The sequence below is a fragment of the Reichenbachiella sp. genome (assembly GCF_965223055.1).
Lineage (GTDB): Bacteria > Bacteroidota > Bacteroidia > Cytophagales > Cyclobacteriaceae > Reichenbachiella.
Map to the genome: position 1 here is coordinate 831,853 of NZ_CBDCVM010000012.1, position 16,237 is coordinate 848,089.

The following is a 16,237-nucleotide window of genomic DNA, read 5'->3' on the forward strand; positions in this document are numbered from 1 at the left end:
TGACATCGCTTGTGAATACATTTCTAGGTCATATATTTGTATATATAGATCAACTCAATTGTGTAATAAAAATATATTCTATACGCCCAAACTTTAACACTTAACGTAATGCCCCAAAACTTAAAAAAACTCGACAAGATACTTGTAGCGAATAGAGGAGAAATAGCTATTCGCATCTTGCGAGCTGCCTCCGAACTTCAGGTGAGAACAGTAGCGATGTATACTTATGAAGACAGGTATTCGCTGCACCGCTACAAGGCAGATGAAGCCTACCAAATTGGTGAGGATGACGATCCACTGAAACCATATCTAAATATTGAGGAAATCATCGCCCTGGCTAAGGAACATCAAATTGATGCGATTCATCCGGGATACGGATTCTTGTCTGAGAATGTCACTTTTGCCAGAAGATGCGAAGAAGAGGGGATCATTTTCGTTGGTCCGAGGTCTGAGATTATGGCTCGATTGGGTGATAAAGTGGAAGCGAAAAAGCTAGCTATTGATGCCAAGGTGCCTGTGATCCAAGATAGTCAGGAAGATTTGGTGGATGTGGCTATTGCCAAGAAAGAGGCCAATAGAATCGGCTATCCCATTATGCTGAAAGCGGCTTCCGGTGGAGGTGGGCGAGGCATGCGAGTGATTCGATCAGAAAATGAATTAGAAAAGGCGTTTCACGATTCTAAGAGTGAAGCGGAGAAATTCTTCGGAGACGATACGGTCTTTATTGAGAAATTCATTGATGAGCCCAAGCACATCGACGTGCAGCTCATGGGGGACAATCATGGCAATATTGTGCATTTGCACGAACGTGATTGTTCGGTACAACGAAGGTTCCAGAAGGTAGTAGAAGTAGCACCTAGCCCCAATCTAAAGCAAGAGACGCGTCAGGAGATATTCGACTATGCCATCAGCATTGCTAAGCATGTGAACTACAACAATGTAGGAACCGTCGAATTTTTGGTAAACAAATCTGGGGAAGTATTCTTTATCGAGGTGAATCCCAGGATTCAGGTAGAGCATACCATTACCGAAGAGATTACAGGGGTTGATATTGTTCGTTCACAAATTCTTATTGCTCAGGGTCATCCGCTTACCTATAAGGGTATTTTTCTTAATAGTCAGGACGATATCAAAGTCAATGGCTATGCCATTCAATGCAGGGTGACTACGGAGGATCCGGTACACGATTTCAAACCGGACTACGGCACGATCATCGCCTACAGAAATGCAGCTGGATTTGGAATCCGTCTGGATGAAGGTTCTACCTATCCGGGTATGCGTATCTCGCCCTTCTTTGACTCTATGTTGGTGAAGGTTAGTGCGTCTGGTCGCACACTTCGAGGAGCAAGCGAAAGACTCCAGCGAACGCTCACCGAATTCAGGATTCGTGGTGTGAAGACTAACATTGGTTTCCTGAAGAACGTGATCTCACACCCAGTGTTCAATGCTGGAGATTGTACGGTCAATTTCATTGGTAATCACCCGGACCTCTTCAAAATCAAGCGAACACAAGACAGAGGGACCAAAACACTGAAATATCTTGCGAAAGTGAGCGTGAACGGAAATCCAGATGTGAAGTTCGTGGATCCTAATAAGAAATTTGTGACGCCAGTCATTCCGGCTTTCGACAAGTATGGGGCGTACCCTAAAGGCACTAAAGACCGACTAAACGAACTAGGCCGTGAGGGGTTTGTGCAATGGATGAAGGACGAAAAACAAATTCTGTTTACGGATACGACCTTCAGAGATGCACATCAATCCTTATTGGCCACCAGGTTTAGAACCATTGACTTGTTGGCCATTGCCGAGAGCTACGCCAAAAACGTGCCGCAGACCTTTTCCATGGAAATGTGGGGTGGAGCTACTTTTGATGTGGCGATGCGCTTCTTGCATGAGTGTCCTTGGGAGCGACTCAAGTTGTTACGACAGGCAGCGCCCAACATTCTATTTCAAATGCTTTTAAGGGGTTCTAATGCTGTGGGGTATACGGCGTATCCAGATAATCTGGTAGAGAAGTTTGTAGAAAAGGCTGGAGAAGAGGGGATTGATGTGTTTAGAATCTTTGATTCACTCAATTGGCTAGAAGCCATGAAAGTGAGTATTAAAGCCGTGAAAGAGCGCACCAATTCGCTGGCGGAAGTGTGTATTGGCTATACCGGAGATATTCTCAATCCTGAGAATAAAAAGTACAATTTGGATTACTACGTGGACATGGCCAAACGCATTGAGGACGAAGGTGCTCACATTTTGGCCATCAAAGATATGGCGGGGCTGCTGACACCATATGCGGCAGAGCAATTGATTCCCGCTTTGAAAAAGGCTGTGGATTTACCTATCCACTTGCATACACATGATACATCTTCCATGCAAAATGCCACTTACCTCAAGGCGATTGAGCAGGGGGTGGATGTAGTCGACTGTGCTTTGGCGTCGATGTCAGGGCTGACTTCGCAGCCCAACTTCAACTCATTGGTTTCTGTACTCGGTCATCACGATCGCCAGCCGGACATCAATCTCGAAGCCATAAACAAGCAGTCCAACTACTGGGAGGACGTTCGTGAGATTTATTATCCATTTGAGTCGGGGCTCAAAGCAGGTACAGCGCAGGTATATGAGAATGAAATACCGGGTGGACAATACTCCAACCTCAAACCACAAGCGGCAGCCATTGGTCTGGTAGGAGAGGACTTCGAACGGGTGAAGAAGAACTATGCGGTGGTCAATGAAATGTTTGGCAACATCGTGAAGGTGACACCTAGTTCGAAAGTGGTAGGAGACATGGCCATTTTCATGACTTCCAACAACCTCACGCCAGCTGATGTGTTGGACGAAAGCAAGAAATTGTCTTTTCCGGATTCGGTAATTGGGTTCTTCAGAGGAGACCTGGGGCAACCCGAAGGTGGCTTCCCTCAGCAACTGCAGAAGGTGATCCTGAAGGACATAAAACCTATGAAAGGCAGACCAAATGAACATCTGACACCCATAGATTTTGATCAGGAGTTCGCTGAATTTCAGGAGAAATACACGGAGTACTCTGATTTCCTTGATTTCTTGTCCTATAAGCTCTATCCTAAAGTGTTTGATGACTACTACAAGCACCACGCGGAGTTTGGTTATGTAGATAAAATACCGTCCAAGGCCTTTTTCTACGGCATGAAAAAAGGAGAGGAGATCCTGGTCACACTGGGCAAAGGCAAGACTATCATGGTGAAGCTCATGTATATTCTCGATCCTGACGAAACGGGCATGTGTACTGTAGGCTTCGAACTGAATGGCCAAGTGCGACGCGTACAGGTAAAAGACATTCATGTCAAAGCCACAGCGATATCTCACAAGAAAGCAGACAAAGACAATCCTCAGGAGATTGGTGCGCCATTGCAAGGGAAGCTATCTAGTGTATTCGTGAAAGTAGGTGATCAGGTGGAAGAAAACGATCCACTGTTTGCTATTGAGGCCATGAAGATGGAATCCACCATTTCCTCACCGATGTCTGGCACGATCAAATCCATCGTGATCAAAGCCGGTGAAATGGTCGATCAGGACGATTTGGTAGTCGAGATGGAGTAGAAAATTTGTGATCAAACCTATAAGGTTTTGAAAACCTTGTAGGTTTGATTGGACTTAGTTTTGATCTTCTACTGGAATGGATTACTTGGGTTGCAGCTCTTTTCAGAAAAATGAATGGTAACTATATAAAAGAAATAAGTGTAACTTGTTACACTTACATAAATGTTGTATTGAATAACTTTCATTTCGTAGTATTGGCCTAAATATTTTTCAGCAGAATCGGAGATGGATTGAATTTAGAAACCAGGGGTAGCCTGGTTTTCAAGTCTTAGCGGTGAGACCGTGCAAGTAGGGACTACTTGTAGACGTGTCGAAACGTCTCAAAGACTTGATGAAGTTAGCCTATTCCAAGGACAATATCCGTTATTAAACGTTTGTAATCGGATAACTGGAAAAGAACTTCAATCCATCGTTTTATTATTTGCTCTGCTGCCTACCCTCAACAGATGATACCGTGCCGTAATCGATCCATTGAGTTTAGTAAAAATATTAGAGGCCTTGCTGGAAGGAGAAATGCAAGTCACTACGTTTTTTTCTGTCATTACTTATACTGCCGTAACGTAAATTTAAAGCGCTATAGAAACGCAGAAAAAATCTCAACACAACAATCGGTAAATTCAATGATCTTAAGAGGAATTTTCAAGCCAAGGCATATTATGAAAACCCTCTTCGTTTTTCAAAACACCAGATCATATATATTTACCTCAACGTTAGCATCAATATGAGGACTTTCGAAATTAACATCAACTCAAATTTGAGAGCAGTACCTGTTGCAATTGTTTTCTTTGGTCTTTCCATTTATTTAATAGGCGAAATCCCAAGAGACTTGCCTGACTTTCTCAGCTACGTTATAATTGCGATCCTTTTCTTATTCCCAATAATTCCAACTACTCTGTTATCACGTGGGAAAATCAGGGTAGAACTAGCTGAAGATGCATTTCGAACGATTTGGATCAGACGATTTTTTCTCAGTAACAAACAGAATATTGAACTCGATTGGAACAGGGTCATTGACTATGTGAACCAGGAAGATCGTGGATTAGATTCGTTCAGATTAACACTTACGAACAACCAGCAGTATAAATTTTATCGTTATACATATTTTCCTCAGAAGGACGATTTTGAGAATTTTTTATACTACTTACCAGTTTTTCTTCAGAAGGTAGAATTGGCTAAGGAACGAACAATTGAAAAGGGCAAAACGGAATTTCAATCAAGATCATTCAAATGGGTACTTATTGGCCTAACTATTATAGCCATTGGACTGCTTGTTAACACTTTGATGAATCCGAACTCTGGAACTCGCTGGGCATCACTTGGAGTAATTTTTTCAGGTATTTTCTTCTATTGGCAACAGGCAACTAGAAAAAAGTGATGCTAACATAGTGTTCCATGAATAACCCTATCGCTATCTAATTTACTAATATTCGTTCTCAATTTCTTTTTTAAAGACTTTTTTATGTTGGCTTTGATTCAATTGGCGGATCACAATAAGTCAAGGATGGCCGCAGTTTTCCTGTGTGAGTATTGTTGTAATTCCCACGCCTTTACTTATTGTGAGTTGTCAATTTCCTTTGTCTAGCATAATACAAGTCATGCTTCCATTAGTGATCCAGTTGTCGGTCACAGCTTCCCATCAGATAGAAAATTACACCTCGCCACATACTATGAGCAAGAGCTCAGGGCTCACACCATGTTAAGTGGTCGAGGTGTGTATCTTTTGGTGGACTTTATTATTACTAGCTTCTGGCTTTTATTTAACCAATCCTACTTCATAGGCTTCTCCTGTTTTGAGTACATGATATATTCTTGATAATAATTTTCTGGCTATGATTACGATCGCCCGCTTTTTGGTGTGGTTTTGCAGCAGCTGCTCATAACGTATGAGCATCGCCGGATCCTTTTGCACACTGCTCCAGGCGCATTCAATCAATGAGCTACGCAAGGCATTGTGCCGACGGTAAGTCATGTAGCCTTTTAAGTCCCGTTCACCACTTGAATGCGTCATTGGCTTTAAGCCGACAAATCCATTGAAATGTTTGAAGTTGGGGTAGCGGTTGATGTCCTCTATTTCAGTCAATAGCTGAACGGTAGTCAAGGGACCAATCCCTGGAATTCCTCGTAGTAGTTTTGCTCTTGTCTTGTACTTGGCCTGCCTTTGTAGTCGTCGAACAGCTATTGATGTTTTCAGAAAATGAGCGTAGACAAAGTGATATTGTTCTAAAAGAAAATCAACAGTCAATTTGGTGCTTTCAGACTCAAATTGTACGGTAGGAATCCAAGCCAAAAATGGTTTACTCCAATAAGCATTGTCGTATGCTTTTGGTAAGTCTATACCTGCGAACAAGAACTTATCCTTAATGCGATTCTTTATTCTTACCAAATCACCCCATAACTTCTTACGATATCGAAACAACTGTCGGTCCCCTTCGGTATCCACCTGAGGAACGTAGATCCCACGAAGTAAACCAGCTCTGAGTGCCTTGGCTATTTTACGACTATCCACCGGATCTGTCTTTTCACTACTTTCCTTATTAGTGGTGGGAATATCTGCTGGATTGACCACCAAACACCGATAACCATAACGCTCCAATACCCTGAAAATCCAAAAACCAAGCTTTGATGCCTCATAGGCACAAATCACTCTAGCTTCCTTAAAATGTTTGTCAATATAGGACTTCAGTGCTTCTGGATGGGGTGGTTGACTAAAAGTTCGATGATGAATACTGGCTGAAAATATACTGACAGACCAGTTTCGCTTGTGAACATCAATGCCAATGAATAAATTGTATTTACTTAAATCATCCATGATATAAATCCTTTGGTTTTTAGTATTAACGCCATTGGGTTATATCATGGGAACTAGGCACGAATGCCCTTACGAGCTTACCGAATCAATGCCAGAATCAGCACCACCGCTCCTCGCGGAATCTCTACAATACCGAGAAAGCATTCGTGGTTTCCTTAGCAGTCCAAATCAAACGTAATGGCTAAACAAGCTTTTGTGGTTGTGCGCGGATCGGCTATCTTTCTGCCTTAATCAAGCTGTGAGGGCACATCGTCCTACACAGGCGTTATCGGCAATGCCGCCATGAAAAAAGCAATCCTCATATCTCTAATTTTTGCATCAACGTACTCGAACGCTCAAGATTCCAATGTTTCAACTGAAGTTTTGGATTCAATTTACTTTCAGGCAATAGAAGGGCGAATAGACCTTGCTCTTGTAGGTGGACCTATCTTCTTTGAACAAAACGAGGTAACAGCAAGAATTGGCAACATCAATCATTTTAGGTTCTTAAGCGATAGCGAACTAATTCAAGAGTCGCTTAACAGGAAACAGACGATTAACGCAATTAGAACTACTCATAAGATAATATCTCAAGACACCATTGACGTGAACTTTGGAAATGTAGCTGTAACAGCAAAACGACAAATCCACTTCCACAAAGGCTTGCGATTCAAGAAGGCTGACTTTGCAATTTCTTGTGGAGGAACCAACGGGTATCAACCTGACTTTAGGTTTGTTTTGGACAACTCTACTGGGACATGGAAACTCCTTACTAACCGGTATCTTGATGAAATAAAAAAAGCCGATAACAGTCGCTAGCGAGCATATGCCTACGTGGTTATCTGCCAGCAGTTCTGCAACTTGCCCGCTACACTGCCCATTCTGTTAGCTTCATCACCCGTGGCATCTACCCTGCTTCTGGAGTTTAATCTTTCAAATCGCACCGTCTCGCGGAAAGTTTGTGGGGTTTGGGCAGTATAGCTATTTTAGTGGTTACTTAGTCAGCTCGGGGCATACGCTCGCTAGCTGGATCGTTATGTGCCAGAAGTGCACTTAAGATTAACTTTAAAGCAATTGGTAACTCAACTCAAAAATCTTCTGGTAGCAACCATTCTACTGTTTTCGAACCTTGCATTTTGCCAGAACCTGGACAGCCTGGGACTGAACGATAACCCCGAACTGAACTCCTACGAGTCAACTTTCCTGAACGAAAAACTGGAAAAACAGCGCCAACGAGCAGAGTTTAACTTCACTGAAAAACAAATTGGATTTGCATTGGGTCACGGACCTAGACATTATGGTATCCGAACAAAATCGGAATACTTCGAAGAAGCCAAAGAATATCATTCGAACAACTCTCAAATAGTTGACATTCTGGTGGTCTTAACTGAACAAGAAAAAGACGAGTCTGGCGGATTTGATGCCATTATTGTCTCTTGGAGCAAATTTGGAGTGAACGACAAGGCAAGGACTGAACTCATCAACAACCTCAAATCAGGCACATAACATTATGTTCCATGAATAACCCTATCGCTATCTAATTTACTAATATTCGTTCTCAATTTCTTTTTTAAAGACTTTTTTATGTTGGCTTTGATTCAATTGGCGGATCACAATAAGTCAAGGATGGCCGCAGTTTTCCTGTGTGAGTATTGTTGTAATTCCCACGCCTTTACTTATTGTGAGTTGTCAATTTCCTTTGTCTAGCATAATACAAGTCATGCTTCCATTAGTGATCCAGTTGTCGGTCACAGCTTCCCATCAGATAGAAAATTACACCTCGCCACATACTATGAGCAAGAGCTCAGGGCTCACACCATGTTAAGTGGTCGAGGTGTGTATCTTTTGGTGGACTTTATTATTACTAGCTTCTGGCTTTTATTTAACCAATCCTACTTCATAGGCTTCTCCTGTTTTGAGTACATGATATATTCTTGATAATAATTTTCTGGCTATGATTACGATCGCCCGCTTTTTGGTGTGGTTTTGCAGCAGCTGCTCATAACGTATGAGCATCGCCGGATCCTTTTGCACACTGCTCCAGGCGCATTCAATCAATGAGCTACGCAAGGCATTGTGCCGACGGTAAGTCATGTAGCCTTTTAAGTCCCGTTCACCACTTGAATGCGTCATTGGCTTTAAGCCGACAAATCCATTGAAATGTTTGAAGTTGGGGTAGCGGTTGATGTCCTCTATTTCAGTCAATAGCTGAACGGTAGTCAAGGGACCAATCCCTGGAATTCCTCGTAGTAGTTTTGCTCTTGTCTTGTACTTGGCCTGCCTTTGTAGTCGTCGAACAGCTATTGATGTTTTCAGAAAATGAGCGTAGACAAAGTGATATTGTTCTAAAAGAAAATCAACAGTCAATTTGGTGCTTTCAGACTCAAATTGTACGGTAGGAATCCAAGCCAAAAATGGTTTACTCCAATAAGCATTGTCGTATGCTTTTGGTAAGTCTATACCTGCGAACAAGAACTTATCCTTAATGCGATTCTTTATTCTTACCAAATCACCCCATAACTTCTTACGATATCGAAACAACTGTCGGTCCCCTTCGGTATCCACCTGAGGAACGTAGATCCCACGAAGTAAACCAGCTCTGAGTGCCTTGGCTATTTTACGACTATCCACCGGATCTGTCTTTTCACTACTTTCCTTATTAGTGGTGGGAATATCTGCTGGATTGACCACCAAACACCGATAACCATAACGCTCCAATACCCTGAAAATCCAAAAACCAAGCTTTGATGCCTCATAGGCACAAATCACTCTAGCTTCCTTAAAATGTTTGTCAATATAGGACTTCAGTGCTTCTGGATGGGGTGGTTGACTAAAAGTTCGATGATGAATACTGGCTGAAAATATACTGACAGACCAGTTTCGCTTGTGAACATCAATGCCAATGAATAAATTGTATTTACTTAAATCATCCATGATATAAATCCTTTGGTTTTTAGTATTAACGCCATTGGGTTATATCATGGGAACTATGAAGGCATGTGCTTGAGTGCTTCCTACTTGCTGCACCAGGACTCGACCGTGAGTCTACCGCCGAGAAATTTTTGCAGCGATTTGGCAACTTCAGCTCGCGGATTTTTTCTCTTCAGAACGCAGTGCATTCTACAAACTTTGGAAGCACAGGCAGACTTCACTACTTTAGTGCTATCCATAAAGTGAGAGCACACGCCTCATACATGGTCGTTATGCGCAAATGTGCTAATCGGAAAAACATGAGGTACTTGAACATTATTGTAATTCTTTGTCTTCTGAACTCTTGCAGTAACCCGAACTCCAAAACCTCAAGCGAAGAAACTCCAATCGATACAGTAACGGTAGAACAGACGACTCCTACCGAACCAACATTGGATACTGATACCACAGCAGCCGAACAAGAAACCGAAGAAGAACTTATTGCAGCCGATGAACCCTTAACTTTCGATTCAGCTGGTAGACCAAGCCGTCCCGTATTTCGGAACGTCCAAGTAGATACCTCTCAACTTTTTGGGGTTTGGGCGAACGAACATAGTTCCCCGAACGCAGCTTTTCTAATTGATAAAGACAAATATTACATCGCTGATTTTGATGGTGACCCTGTTGTTCCCTACATTCTGAATGGTGACTCGCTAACTCTCTTTTTTGAGTGGGGCAAACAAACAAGCCGAATATCCCTCCCAACCCCAGATTTGCTTATAATGTCCAGTGAGAACGGGCTAACTTCTCAATACCAGCGCTTCGAAAATTAGCGCATAACAGACGCTGATCGGGCATATGTCTTAGTGCTTTCTGGCCGGTTTCGGTGCAACTCGACCGTGAATCTGCCGCTGAGAATCGGCAGTACTTTCTACATACTTCGGCTCACAGGAGATTTAGACTTTCAGAGCGCAGTGCCATTTGGAACCGTTGTGAGCTTCGGCAGATTTCACTAGATTCGTGCTATTCACTAGCTGTGGACATACGCCCGATAGCTGGTCGTTATCAGGCATGGATATAACTGAATGAGAAGAAAATTAACGATTGCTTTAACCGGTTCTTTTGAAGAAACTAAACAGAAACTGTTCAAGTTGTATGAGCCAAAAGACATCCTAAAGTCAACAAGTAAATTTGGAGCCCAAACAGATATGATGAAGGGCAGTGTAATCAATGATCCCAATATCAACTTTTTAGGCACTTACAAAGACTATGGGCGTTTCTCTTTCAACAGCCCAAAAGCATTGCACTGGCACTTTTTAACTATTCAGGTATATCATAAAAAGGAAGGCTCTGAAGTGGAAATTACTATGAATAGATACTTCCTGTATTTTGGGTTATTCTTCATCTACTTGCCATTTGCATTTATTGAACTCTTATTCGAACTTTTTGAACCTCACAAAGAACCTGTATTGAGAGCAACTATCAATTTCATTATTCCCTTGCTTCCATTTTTGTTTTTCGAATTCAAACTTTTGAATACGCAGCGATTTTTGAGATCTCAATTAAGAAAAGCCTGATAACATAGCGTATAGCGAATGCCCATGCTGCGCGAACGAAAGCGTGCAGGTAACAGCACCGCCGCTTCACTCAGCAGTCAGTAGAAGGCCGTGGAATGGACATTTGGGTCAGCCGGCATTCCATCACTCAACAGGAATGGCTAAACAAGCTTTTGCAGTATCGAGCGATTCGGCTATCTTTCTGCTTTTAGAAACCGCGGGGGCACTCGCCATACATGGTCGTTATCATTAATAAATGCTTAGAATAACTACTCTCCTACTAATTCTTGTTGCTATTTCTTCTTGCTCTAACAAGAAAACAGAAACTGAACCATTAACTGCCGAACACAAGGCAAAGATCGTAGGACTTTCAAAAGACCTAATCAAAAGCATTAATGATTTTGATTTTTCTATCGTCAATTCGACTTGGAGTAACAAAGCATTCAAAGACCGTGTATCTAATATCACAGGAACACAAAAGAGCGTCTTTGAACATATCTTCGAAAAAGATCTTAAGCGAAAAATTAAGACTGGAAACCTTTCCATTATTCATCACATCAACTCAACTAATGGAGCAGCTTCATTCTTTAATCTAGACCATAAAGATCATCATTCTGAACTTACGATTCTTTTAACCTACAATGACAATTTCAACTTTTTCAAATACAGAATTGAAATAGAGAACCAAAAACCTGTACTCAGTGACAGTTATAATTTCCGAGACAATCTATGGTACAGCGAGAAAATCATCAACTCTCTGAGGCTTGCATCAAAGCATAATGCTTTTTCGAATGATAGAAGGGAAACCAACATAGCAATACATAATTCGGATCAAGAACTGCTTAAGGGAGATACTCTAGAAGCGCTATATTATCTATACGACATCCCAACAACTCATCAAACTGGAAATTGGCTGAGTTTTCGAAAGTTGACGTTAGCCCAATCTTTGAGTGATTCGGTTTATGCAAGTGTGATGGTTACCGAATATGAGAATAATAAGAGCCTCTACATGAAATATTTGTATCACCTATATTTCTCAGATAGTACAGACCTTGAAAAGGTTTATGACATTCTCTCAGAGGAACTTGGAGAATCGAAAACACTAGATTCATTAGTTTCTAGCGGAAGCTTTTGGGATTGAAAAAAATGATAACAAGGTCTTCCATGAATAACCCTATCGCTATCTAATTTACTAATATTCGTTCTCAATTTCTTTTTTAAAGACTTTTTTATGTTGGCTTTGATTCAATTGGCGGATCACAATAAGTCAAGGATGGCCGCAGTTTTCCTGTGTGAGTATTGTTGTAATTCCCACGCCTTTACTTATTGTGAGTTGTCAATTTCCTTTGTCTAGCATAATACAAGTCATGCTTCCATTAGTGATCCAGTTGTCGGTCACAGCTTCCCATCAGATAGAAAATTACACCTCGCCACATACTATGAGCAAGAGCTCAGGGCTCACACCATGTTAAGTGGTCGAGGTGTGTATCTTTTGGTGGACTTTATTATTACTAGCTTCTGGCTTTTATTTAACCAATCCTACTTCATAGGCTTCTCCTGTTTTGAGTACATGATATATTCTTGATAATAATTTTCTGGCTATGATTACGATCGCCCGCTTTTTGGTGTGGTTTTGCAGCAGCTGCTCATAACGTATGAGCATCGCCGGATCCTTTTGCACACTGCTCCAGGCGCATTCAATCAATGAGCTACGCAAGGCATTGTGCCGACGGTAAGTCATGTAGCCTTTTAAGTCCCGTTCACCACTTGAATGCGTCATTGGCTTTAAGCCGACAAATCCATTGAAATGTTTGAAGTTGGGGTAGCGGTTGATGTCCTCTATTTCAGTCAATAGCTGAACGGTAGTCAAGGGACCAATCCCTGGAATTCCTCGTAGTAGTTTTGCTCTTGTCTTGTACTTGGCCTGCCTTTGTAGTCGTCGAACAGCTATTGATGTTTTCAGAAAATGAGCGTAGACAAAGTGATATTGTTCTAAAAGAAAATCAACAGTCAATTTGGTGCTTTCAGACTCAAATTGTACGGTAGGAATCCAAGCCAAAAATGGTTTACTCCAATAAGCATTGTCGTATGCTTTTGGTAAGTCTATACCTGCGAACAAGAACTTATCCTTAATGCGATTCTTTATTCTTACCAAATCACCCCATAACTTCTTACGATATCGAAACAACTGTCGGTCCCCTTCGGTATCCACCTGAGGAACGTAGATCCCACGAAGTAAACCAGCTCTGAGTGCCTTGGCTATTTTACGACTATCCACCGGATCTGTCTTTTCACTACTTTCCTTATTAGTGGTGGGAATATCTGCTGGATTGACCACCAAACACCGATAACCATAACGCTCCAATACCCTGAAAATCCAAAAACCAAGCTTTGATGCCTCATAGGCACAAATCACTCTAGCTTCCTTAAAATGTTTGTCAATATAGGACTTCAGTGCTTCTGGATGGGGTGGTTGACTAAAAGTTCGATGATGAATACTGGCTGAAAATATACTGACAGACCAGTTTCGCTTGTGAACATCAATGCCAATGAATAAATTGTATTTACTTAAATCATCCATGATATAAATCCTTTGGTTTTTAGTATTAACGCCATTGGGTTATATCATGGGAACTATATCCCATGGTGGTTCTGAGAAGCCCGAGGCTTTTTTGCATTCTGGCTGCACCGGGAAAAATCTCCGATTTTTCCATGTAGTCGAAAACAAGGTCATGAAAAAATCGAAGATTTTCCCTACTTTGTGTCCGAAACATTAAATCAATCAAACGCCACGGTACATAGACAGGCGTTGGCAATCATGGTGAACTCAATAAAAAAGAACTATTTTCAAAATCAATTATGAAAAAACTCCTGCCTTTAATTTTTGTTGTGATTTCATGTTTCAAGGCAACAGGACAACATACATGGATTCAATACAATACATCAAACACAGGTGAAAATGGAATTGTAGGCGGCTACATCTATTGTTTCTTAAATGATGCCGTTGATATCCTTTGGGTTGGTTCAGCATATGGAATAAACCAGTTTGATGGGGGGACCTGGAATTCAATAACTTCACTTGACGGATTGACAGTGGACGAAGTTGGCGATATTTCTATGGACAGCAATAACAATATTTGGATAAGTTATGGAAGCTATCATGCTGGTGTAAGTATGTATAATGGCAGTGATTTTACACATTTCCGAGAACAAGATGGTCTATTTTCTGACAAAGTGAATGACATCATGGTCGACCAAAATGGTCATGTATGGTTCGCGACAGGTTTTTCAAACAACGGTGGTATTAGTAAATATGACGGTGAAACTTGGGTCACCTATTCCATCACCGAAGGGTTGCCCAATATTGGCATTAATTCAATTGCACAAGACAACAATGGCGACATATGGATTGGCACTGCTGGGGCTGGAGTTTATCTACTGCAAAATGATGAAATAGTACCTTTTAGTTGGGAAACCAATTCTTCAGACAATGTCAGAGATATTTATATAGATGACTCAGGAAATATTTGGGTGGCTGCTGATCAAAATTACAAGTACAACGGCTCCTGGAGCACGGTTGAAATCTCAGAAACGGATAATTTTGGGCTTGTTTGGGATATTCACGGTGACGACAAAGGTCAAATATTTTTCTCAACCTCTAAAGGGTTTACAATTCTGAACGGAAGTACATTCAGTTCTTTTACTACTGGGGATGGAATCCCTCATAACAATGTATTCACCAGTTTTGTGCAAAATGATGCTGTTTGGGTAGGGACCGAAGGTGGGGTCGCAAGATATGCAAATGAAGCTTGGACCTCCTACTCACCAAATGACAATGGACTAATCAATAATGATGTCAACTCGGTCTTTGAGGATACCAATAAAGACTTGTGGTTCTGCACCCAAGGGGGAATAAGCAAATATGACGATTCTTCTTGGCTCAATTACCAGCTTACCACGGATGGAAACAATATTGAGTGGGTAAAAAGAGGTTTGCAAGACAAAAACGGAGATTTATGGTTTGGGACTGTAAACGGTATTTTCAAAAAGAGTAATTCTACTTGGGAAGTCTTTAATTCTGAAGTTAATGGCATGTTTGCTGGCTGGATCATTGACGTTTTGCAAGATGCAAATGACAACCTCTGGTTTGCTGGTTTTAACTATTTATTAATGTATGATGGTACAACCTGGACACATCATGCTCAAAATAGCGGTTTTCAATCTAAATATGTTGAAGCTCTCTATGAAGACTCAAAGGGAAGGGTCTGGATTGGCAGCAGATCTGGCATAAGTGTGTATGAAAAACAAAGTTTTCAGCATTACATGAGCGGAGAAGATTTTGTTTCGACAGCATCCATCTTGGGATTTCTTGAGGATAAAAATGGAGAGCTTTATGCCTACGGAGGCGACAGAATTCTGATCTTCAAAGATAGTAGCTGGGAGTCTTTTTACTCTGGGGGCCTGATCAACGGAGGTACTTGTGACAACGACAATCAGCTTTGGTTTGCAACAAATAATGGACTATTAAAACATAATGGGGAGTGGTCGCAATACACCGTTGAAAATGGTTTGAGCTCGAATATTGTTAATTCTGTCTATTACGCAGATAATGGTAATCTTTATGCATGTACAAACCAGGGAATCACCGAAATTATTTTTGATATTACAACTGATGTGGTAGCATTCAACAAGAATACTACTATCAAAGCTTACCCTAATCCATCATCAGGTCAATTCACCCTTTCATTAGATAAAAGATACCCAGATGTTTCAATTAATATCTATAATCAGACAGGTGAAAAAGTTTCCACGGAAAAATTTAGTAACCTTCAAGAGATCGGTGTAAAGTTGTCCCAACCAAAAGGCTTATATTTCTTAAATATCAATACTCCTGACAAGCAACTAGGTAAAATCAAAGTGTTGAAAAAATAACGCTTGCCAACAAATGCTAAAAATCCATAGGCTAATCAGCTACTTTCAAAAGGCATTTGAAACAGATACTTTTATGATTTTTAACAAGCGACAAGCCTAAGGATTTTAGCTGGCCGTTATCGATTATTAGGATATCTGCATGGTTGAGAAAAGAAATATCACAAAAGAAGAATGGTTAATCAATACCTGTGATAATCCTATTGATGATAGAAAAATTAAAGAAAACATTCGAAAAGGGCATACAAACATTGAGTCGTTCTTATCCTCTAAGTGGTATGAATACGAAATGTTATCTCTAAAGGCTTATTTTATTGATAAAAATATAGAGTTAACAAAACAGTATTTATTTGAATGCGGGATGCTTGATGAAATAGTTATTAACAAGTACAAAGGACGTATTCTAGAATACGGAATGGCACATATAAGCTATGCATTGTAAAGTGATAATATTAACCTTATAAAAAGGTATGCAGGTTTCACCCAA

Annotated in this window: 12 protein-coding genes; 9 read left to right on the forward strand and 3 right to left on the reverse strand. The window is 41.0% G+C overall.

Going from position 1 to position 16,237, the window contains the following annotated elements; genetic code table 11:
- Nucleotides 1–108: 108 nt before the first annotated feature.
- Nucleotides 109–3,567 carry a pyruvate carboxylase gene (locus ACOQO5_RS19005; RefSeq protein WP_420583272.1) on the forward strand — a complete coding sequence of 1,153 codons (3,459 nt, stop codon included), beginning with the start codon at nt 109–111 and terminating at the stop codon, nt 3,565–3,567.
- Between the two features lie 721 nt (nt 3,568–4,288).
- On the forward strand, nt 4,289–4,942 hold the full coding sequence (locus tag ACOQO5_RS19010) for a hypothetical protein (protein WP_420583273.1): 654 nt from the start codon (nt 4,289–4,291) through the stop codon (nt 4,940–4,942).
- Between the two features lie 378 nt (nt 4,943–5,320).
- Here the strand turns inward: ACOQO5_RS19010 and ACOQO5_RS19015 are convergent, their stop codons facing one another.
- The gene (locus tag ACOQO5_RS19015; protein WP_420582795.1) at nt 5,321–6,376 is read right to left on the reverse strand and encodes an IS110 family transposase; all 1,056 of its coding nucleotides are present in this window, start codon (nt 6,374–6,376) and stop codon (nt 5,321–5,323) included.
- 282 nt (nt 6,377–6,658) lie between these two features.
- On the opposite strand from ACOQO5_RS19015, the gene ACOQO5_RS19020 reads away from it, so the two are divergent.
- Both ACOQO5_RS19020 and ACOQO5_RS19025 read left to right on the forward strand, forming a co-directional pair.
- A complete protein-coding gene (locus ACOQO5_RS19020) occupies nt 6,659–7,174 on the forward strand; it encodes a hypothetical protein (protein WP_420583274.1) in 516 nt (171 codons plus the stop codon).
- A gap of 255 nt (nt 7,175–7,429) precedes the next feature.
- On the forward strand, nt 7,430–7,861 hold the full coding sequence (locus ACOQO5_RS19025) for a hypothetical protein (protein ID WP_420583275.1): 432 nt from the start codon (nt 7,430–7,432) through the stop codon (nt 7,859–7,861).
- A 372-nt stretch (nt 7,862–8,233) separates the two neighbouring features.
- Here ACOQO5_RS19025 and ACOQO5_RS19030 read toward each other — a convergent pair whose 3' ends face one another.
- Nucleotides 8,234–9,289 carry an IS110 family transposase gene (locus ACOQO5_RS19030; protein WP_420582795.1) on the reverse strand — a complete coding sequence of 352 codons (1,056 nt, stop codon included), beginning with the start codon at nt 9,287–9,289 and terminating at the stop codon, nt 8,234–8,236.
- A gap of 296 nt (nt 9,290–9,585) precedes the next feature.
- Here ACOQO5_RS19030 and ACOQO5_RS19035 point away from each other — a divergent pair, with 296 nt between their 5' ends.
- The 3 genes from ACOQO5_RS19035 to ACOQO5_RS19045 all read left to right on the forward strand — a co-directional run bounded on the left by ACOQO5_RS19035 (nt 9,586) and on the right by ACOQO5_RS19045 (nt 11,962).
- Nucleotides 9,586–10,098 (forward strand): hypothetical protein, encoded by a 513-nt coding sequence (locus tag ACOQO5_RS19035; protein ID WP_420583276.1) that lies wholly within the window; start codon nt 9,586–9,588, stop codon nt 10,096–10,098.
- 252 nt (nt 10,099–10,350) lie between these two features.
- Nucleotides 10,351–10,842, forward strand: coding sequence for a hypothetical protein (locus tag ACOQO5_RS19040; RefSeq protein ID WP_420583277.1), 492 nt, complete (start codon nt 10,351–10,353; stop codon nt 10,840–10,842).
- A gap of 235 nt (nt 10,843–11,077) precedes the next feature.
- Nucleotides 11,078–11,962 carry a hypothetical protein gene (locus tag ACOQO5_RS19045; protein WP_420583278.1) on the forward strand — a complete coding sequence of 295 codons (885 nt, stop codon included), beginning with the start codon at nt 11,078–11,080 and terminating at the stop codon, nt 11,960–11,962.
- Between the two features lie 384 nt (nt 11,963–12,346).
- Here the strand turns inward: ACOQO5_RS19045 and ACOQO5_RS19050 are convergent, their stop codons facing one another.
- A complete protein-coding gene (locus tag ACOQO5_RS19050; RefSeq protein ID WP_420582795.1) occupies nt 12,347–13,402 on the reverse strand; it encodes an IS110 family transposase in 1,056 nt (351 codons plus the stop codon).
- 278 nt (nt 13,403–13,680) lie between these two features.
- Between ACOQO5_RS19050 and ACOQO5_RS19055 the strand changes: the two genes are divergently transcribed.
- Both ACOQO5_RS19055 and ACOQO5_RS19060 read left to right on the forward strand, forming a co-directional pair.
- Nucleotides 13,681–15,753, forward strand: a complete 2,073-nt coding sequence (locus ACOQO5_RS19055; RefSeq protein ID WP_420583279.1) for a two-component regulator propeller domain-containing protein — start codon at nt 13,681–13,683, stop codon at nt 15,751–15,753.
- A 139-nt stretch (nt 15,754–15,892) separates the two neighbouring features.
- Nucleotides 15,893–16,192 (forward strand): hypothetical protein, encoded by a 300-nt coding sequence (locus ACOQO5_RS19060; protein WP_420583280.1) that lies wholly within the window; start codon nt 15,893–15,895, stop codon nt 16,190–16,192.
- Nucleotides 16,193–16,237: the final 45 nt, after the last annotated feature.

Coding starts and splice junctions, on each gene's coding strand:
- ACOQO5_RS19015 (WP_420582795.1), bottom strand. CDS start 6,376: ATGGATGATTTAAGTAAATACAATTTATTCATTGGCATTGATGTTCAC.
- ACOQO5_RS19005 (WP_420583272.1), top strand. CDS start 109: ATGCCCCAAAACTTAAAAAAACTCGACAAGATACTTGTAGCGAATAGA.
- ACOQO5_RS19030 (WP_420582795.1), bottom strand. CDS start 9,289: ATGGATGATTTAAGTAAATACAATTTATTCATTGGCATTGATGTTCAC.
- ACOQO5_RS19045 (WP_420583278.1), top strand. CDS start 11,078: ATGCTTAGAATAACTACTCTCCTACTAATTCTTGTTGCTATTTCTTCT.
- ACOQO5_RS19020 (WP_420583274.1), top strand. CDS start 6,659: ATGAAAAAAGCAATCCTCATATCTCTAATTTTTGCATCAACGTACTCG.
- ACOQO5_RS19060 (WP_420583280.1), top strand. CDS start 15,893: ATGGTTGAGAAAAGAAATATCACAAAAGAAGAATGGTTAATCAATACC.
- ACOQO5_RS19040 (WP_420583277.1), top strand. CDS start 10,351: ATGAGAAGAAAATTAACGATTGCTTTAACCGGTTCTTTTGAAGAAACT.
- ACOQO5_RS19055 (WP_420583279.1), top strand. CDS start 13,681: ATGAAAAAACTCCTGCCTTTAATTTTTGTTGTGATTTCATGTTTCAAG.
- ACOQO5_RS19010 (WP_420583273.1), top strand. CDS start 4,289: ATGAGGACTTTCGAAATTAACATCAACTCAAATTTGAGAGCAGTACCT.
- ACOQO5_RS19050 (WP_420582795.1), bottom strand. CDS start 13,402: ATGGATGATTTAAGTAAATACAATTTATTCATTGGCATTGATGTTCAC.
- ACOQO5_RS19035 (WP_420583276.1), top strand. CDS start 9,586: ATGAGGTACTTGAACATTATTGTAATTCTTTGTCTTCTGAACTCTTGC.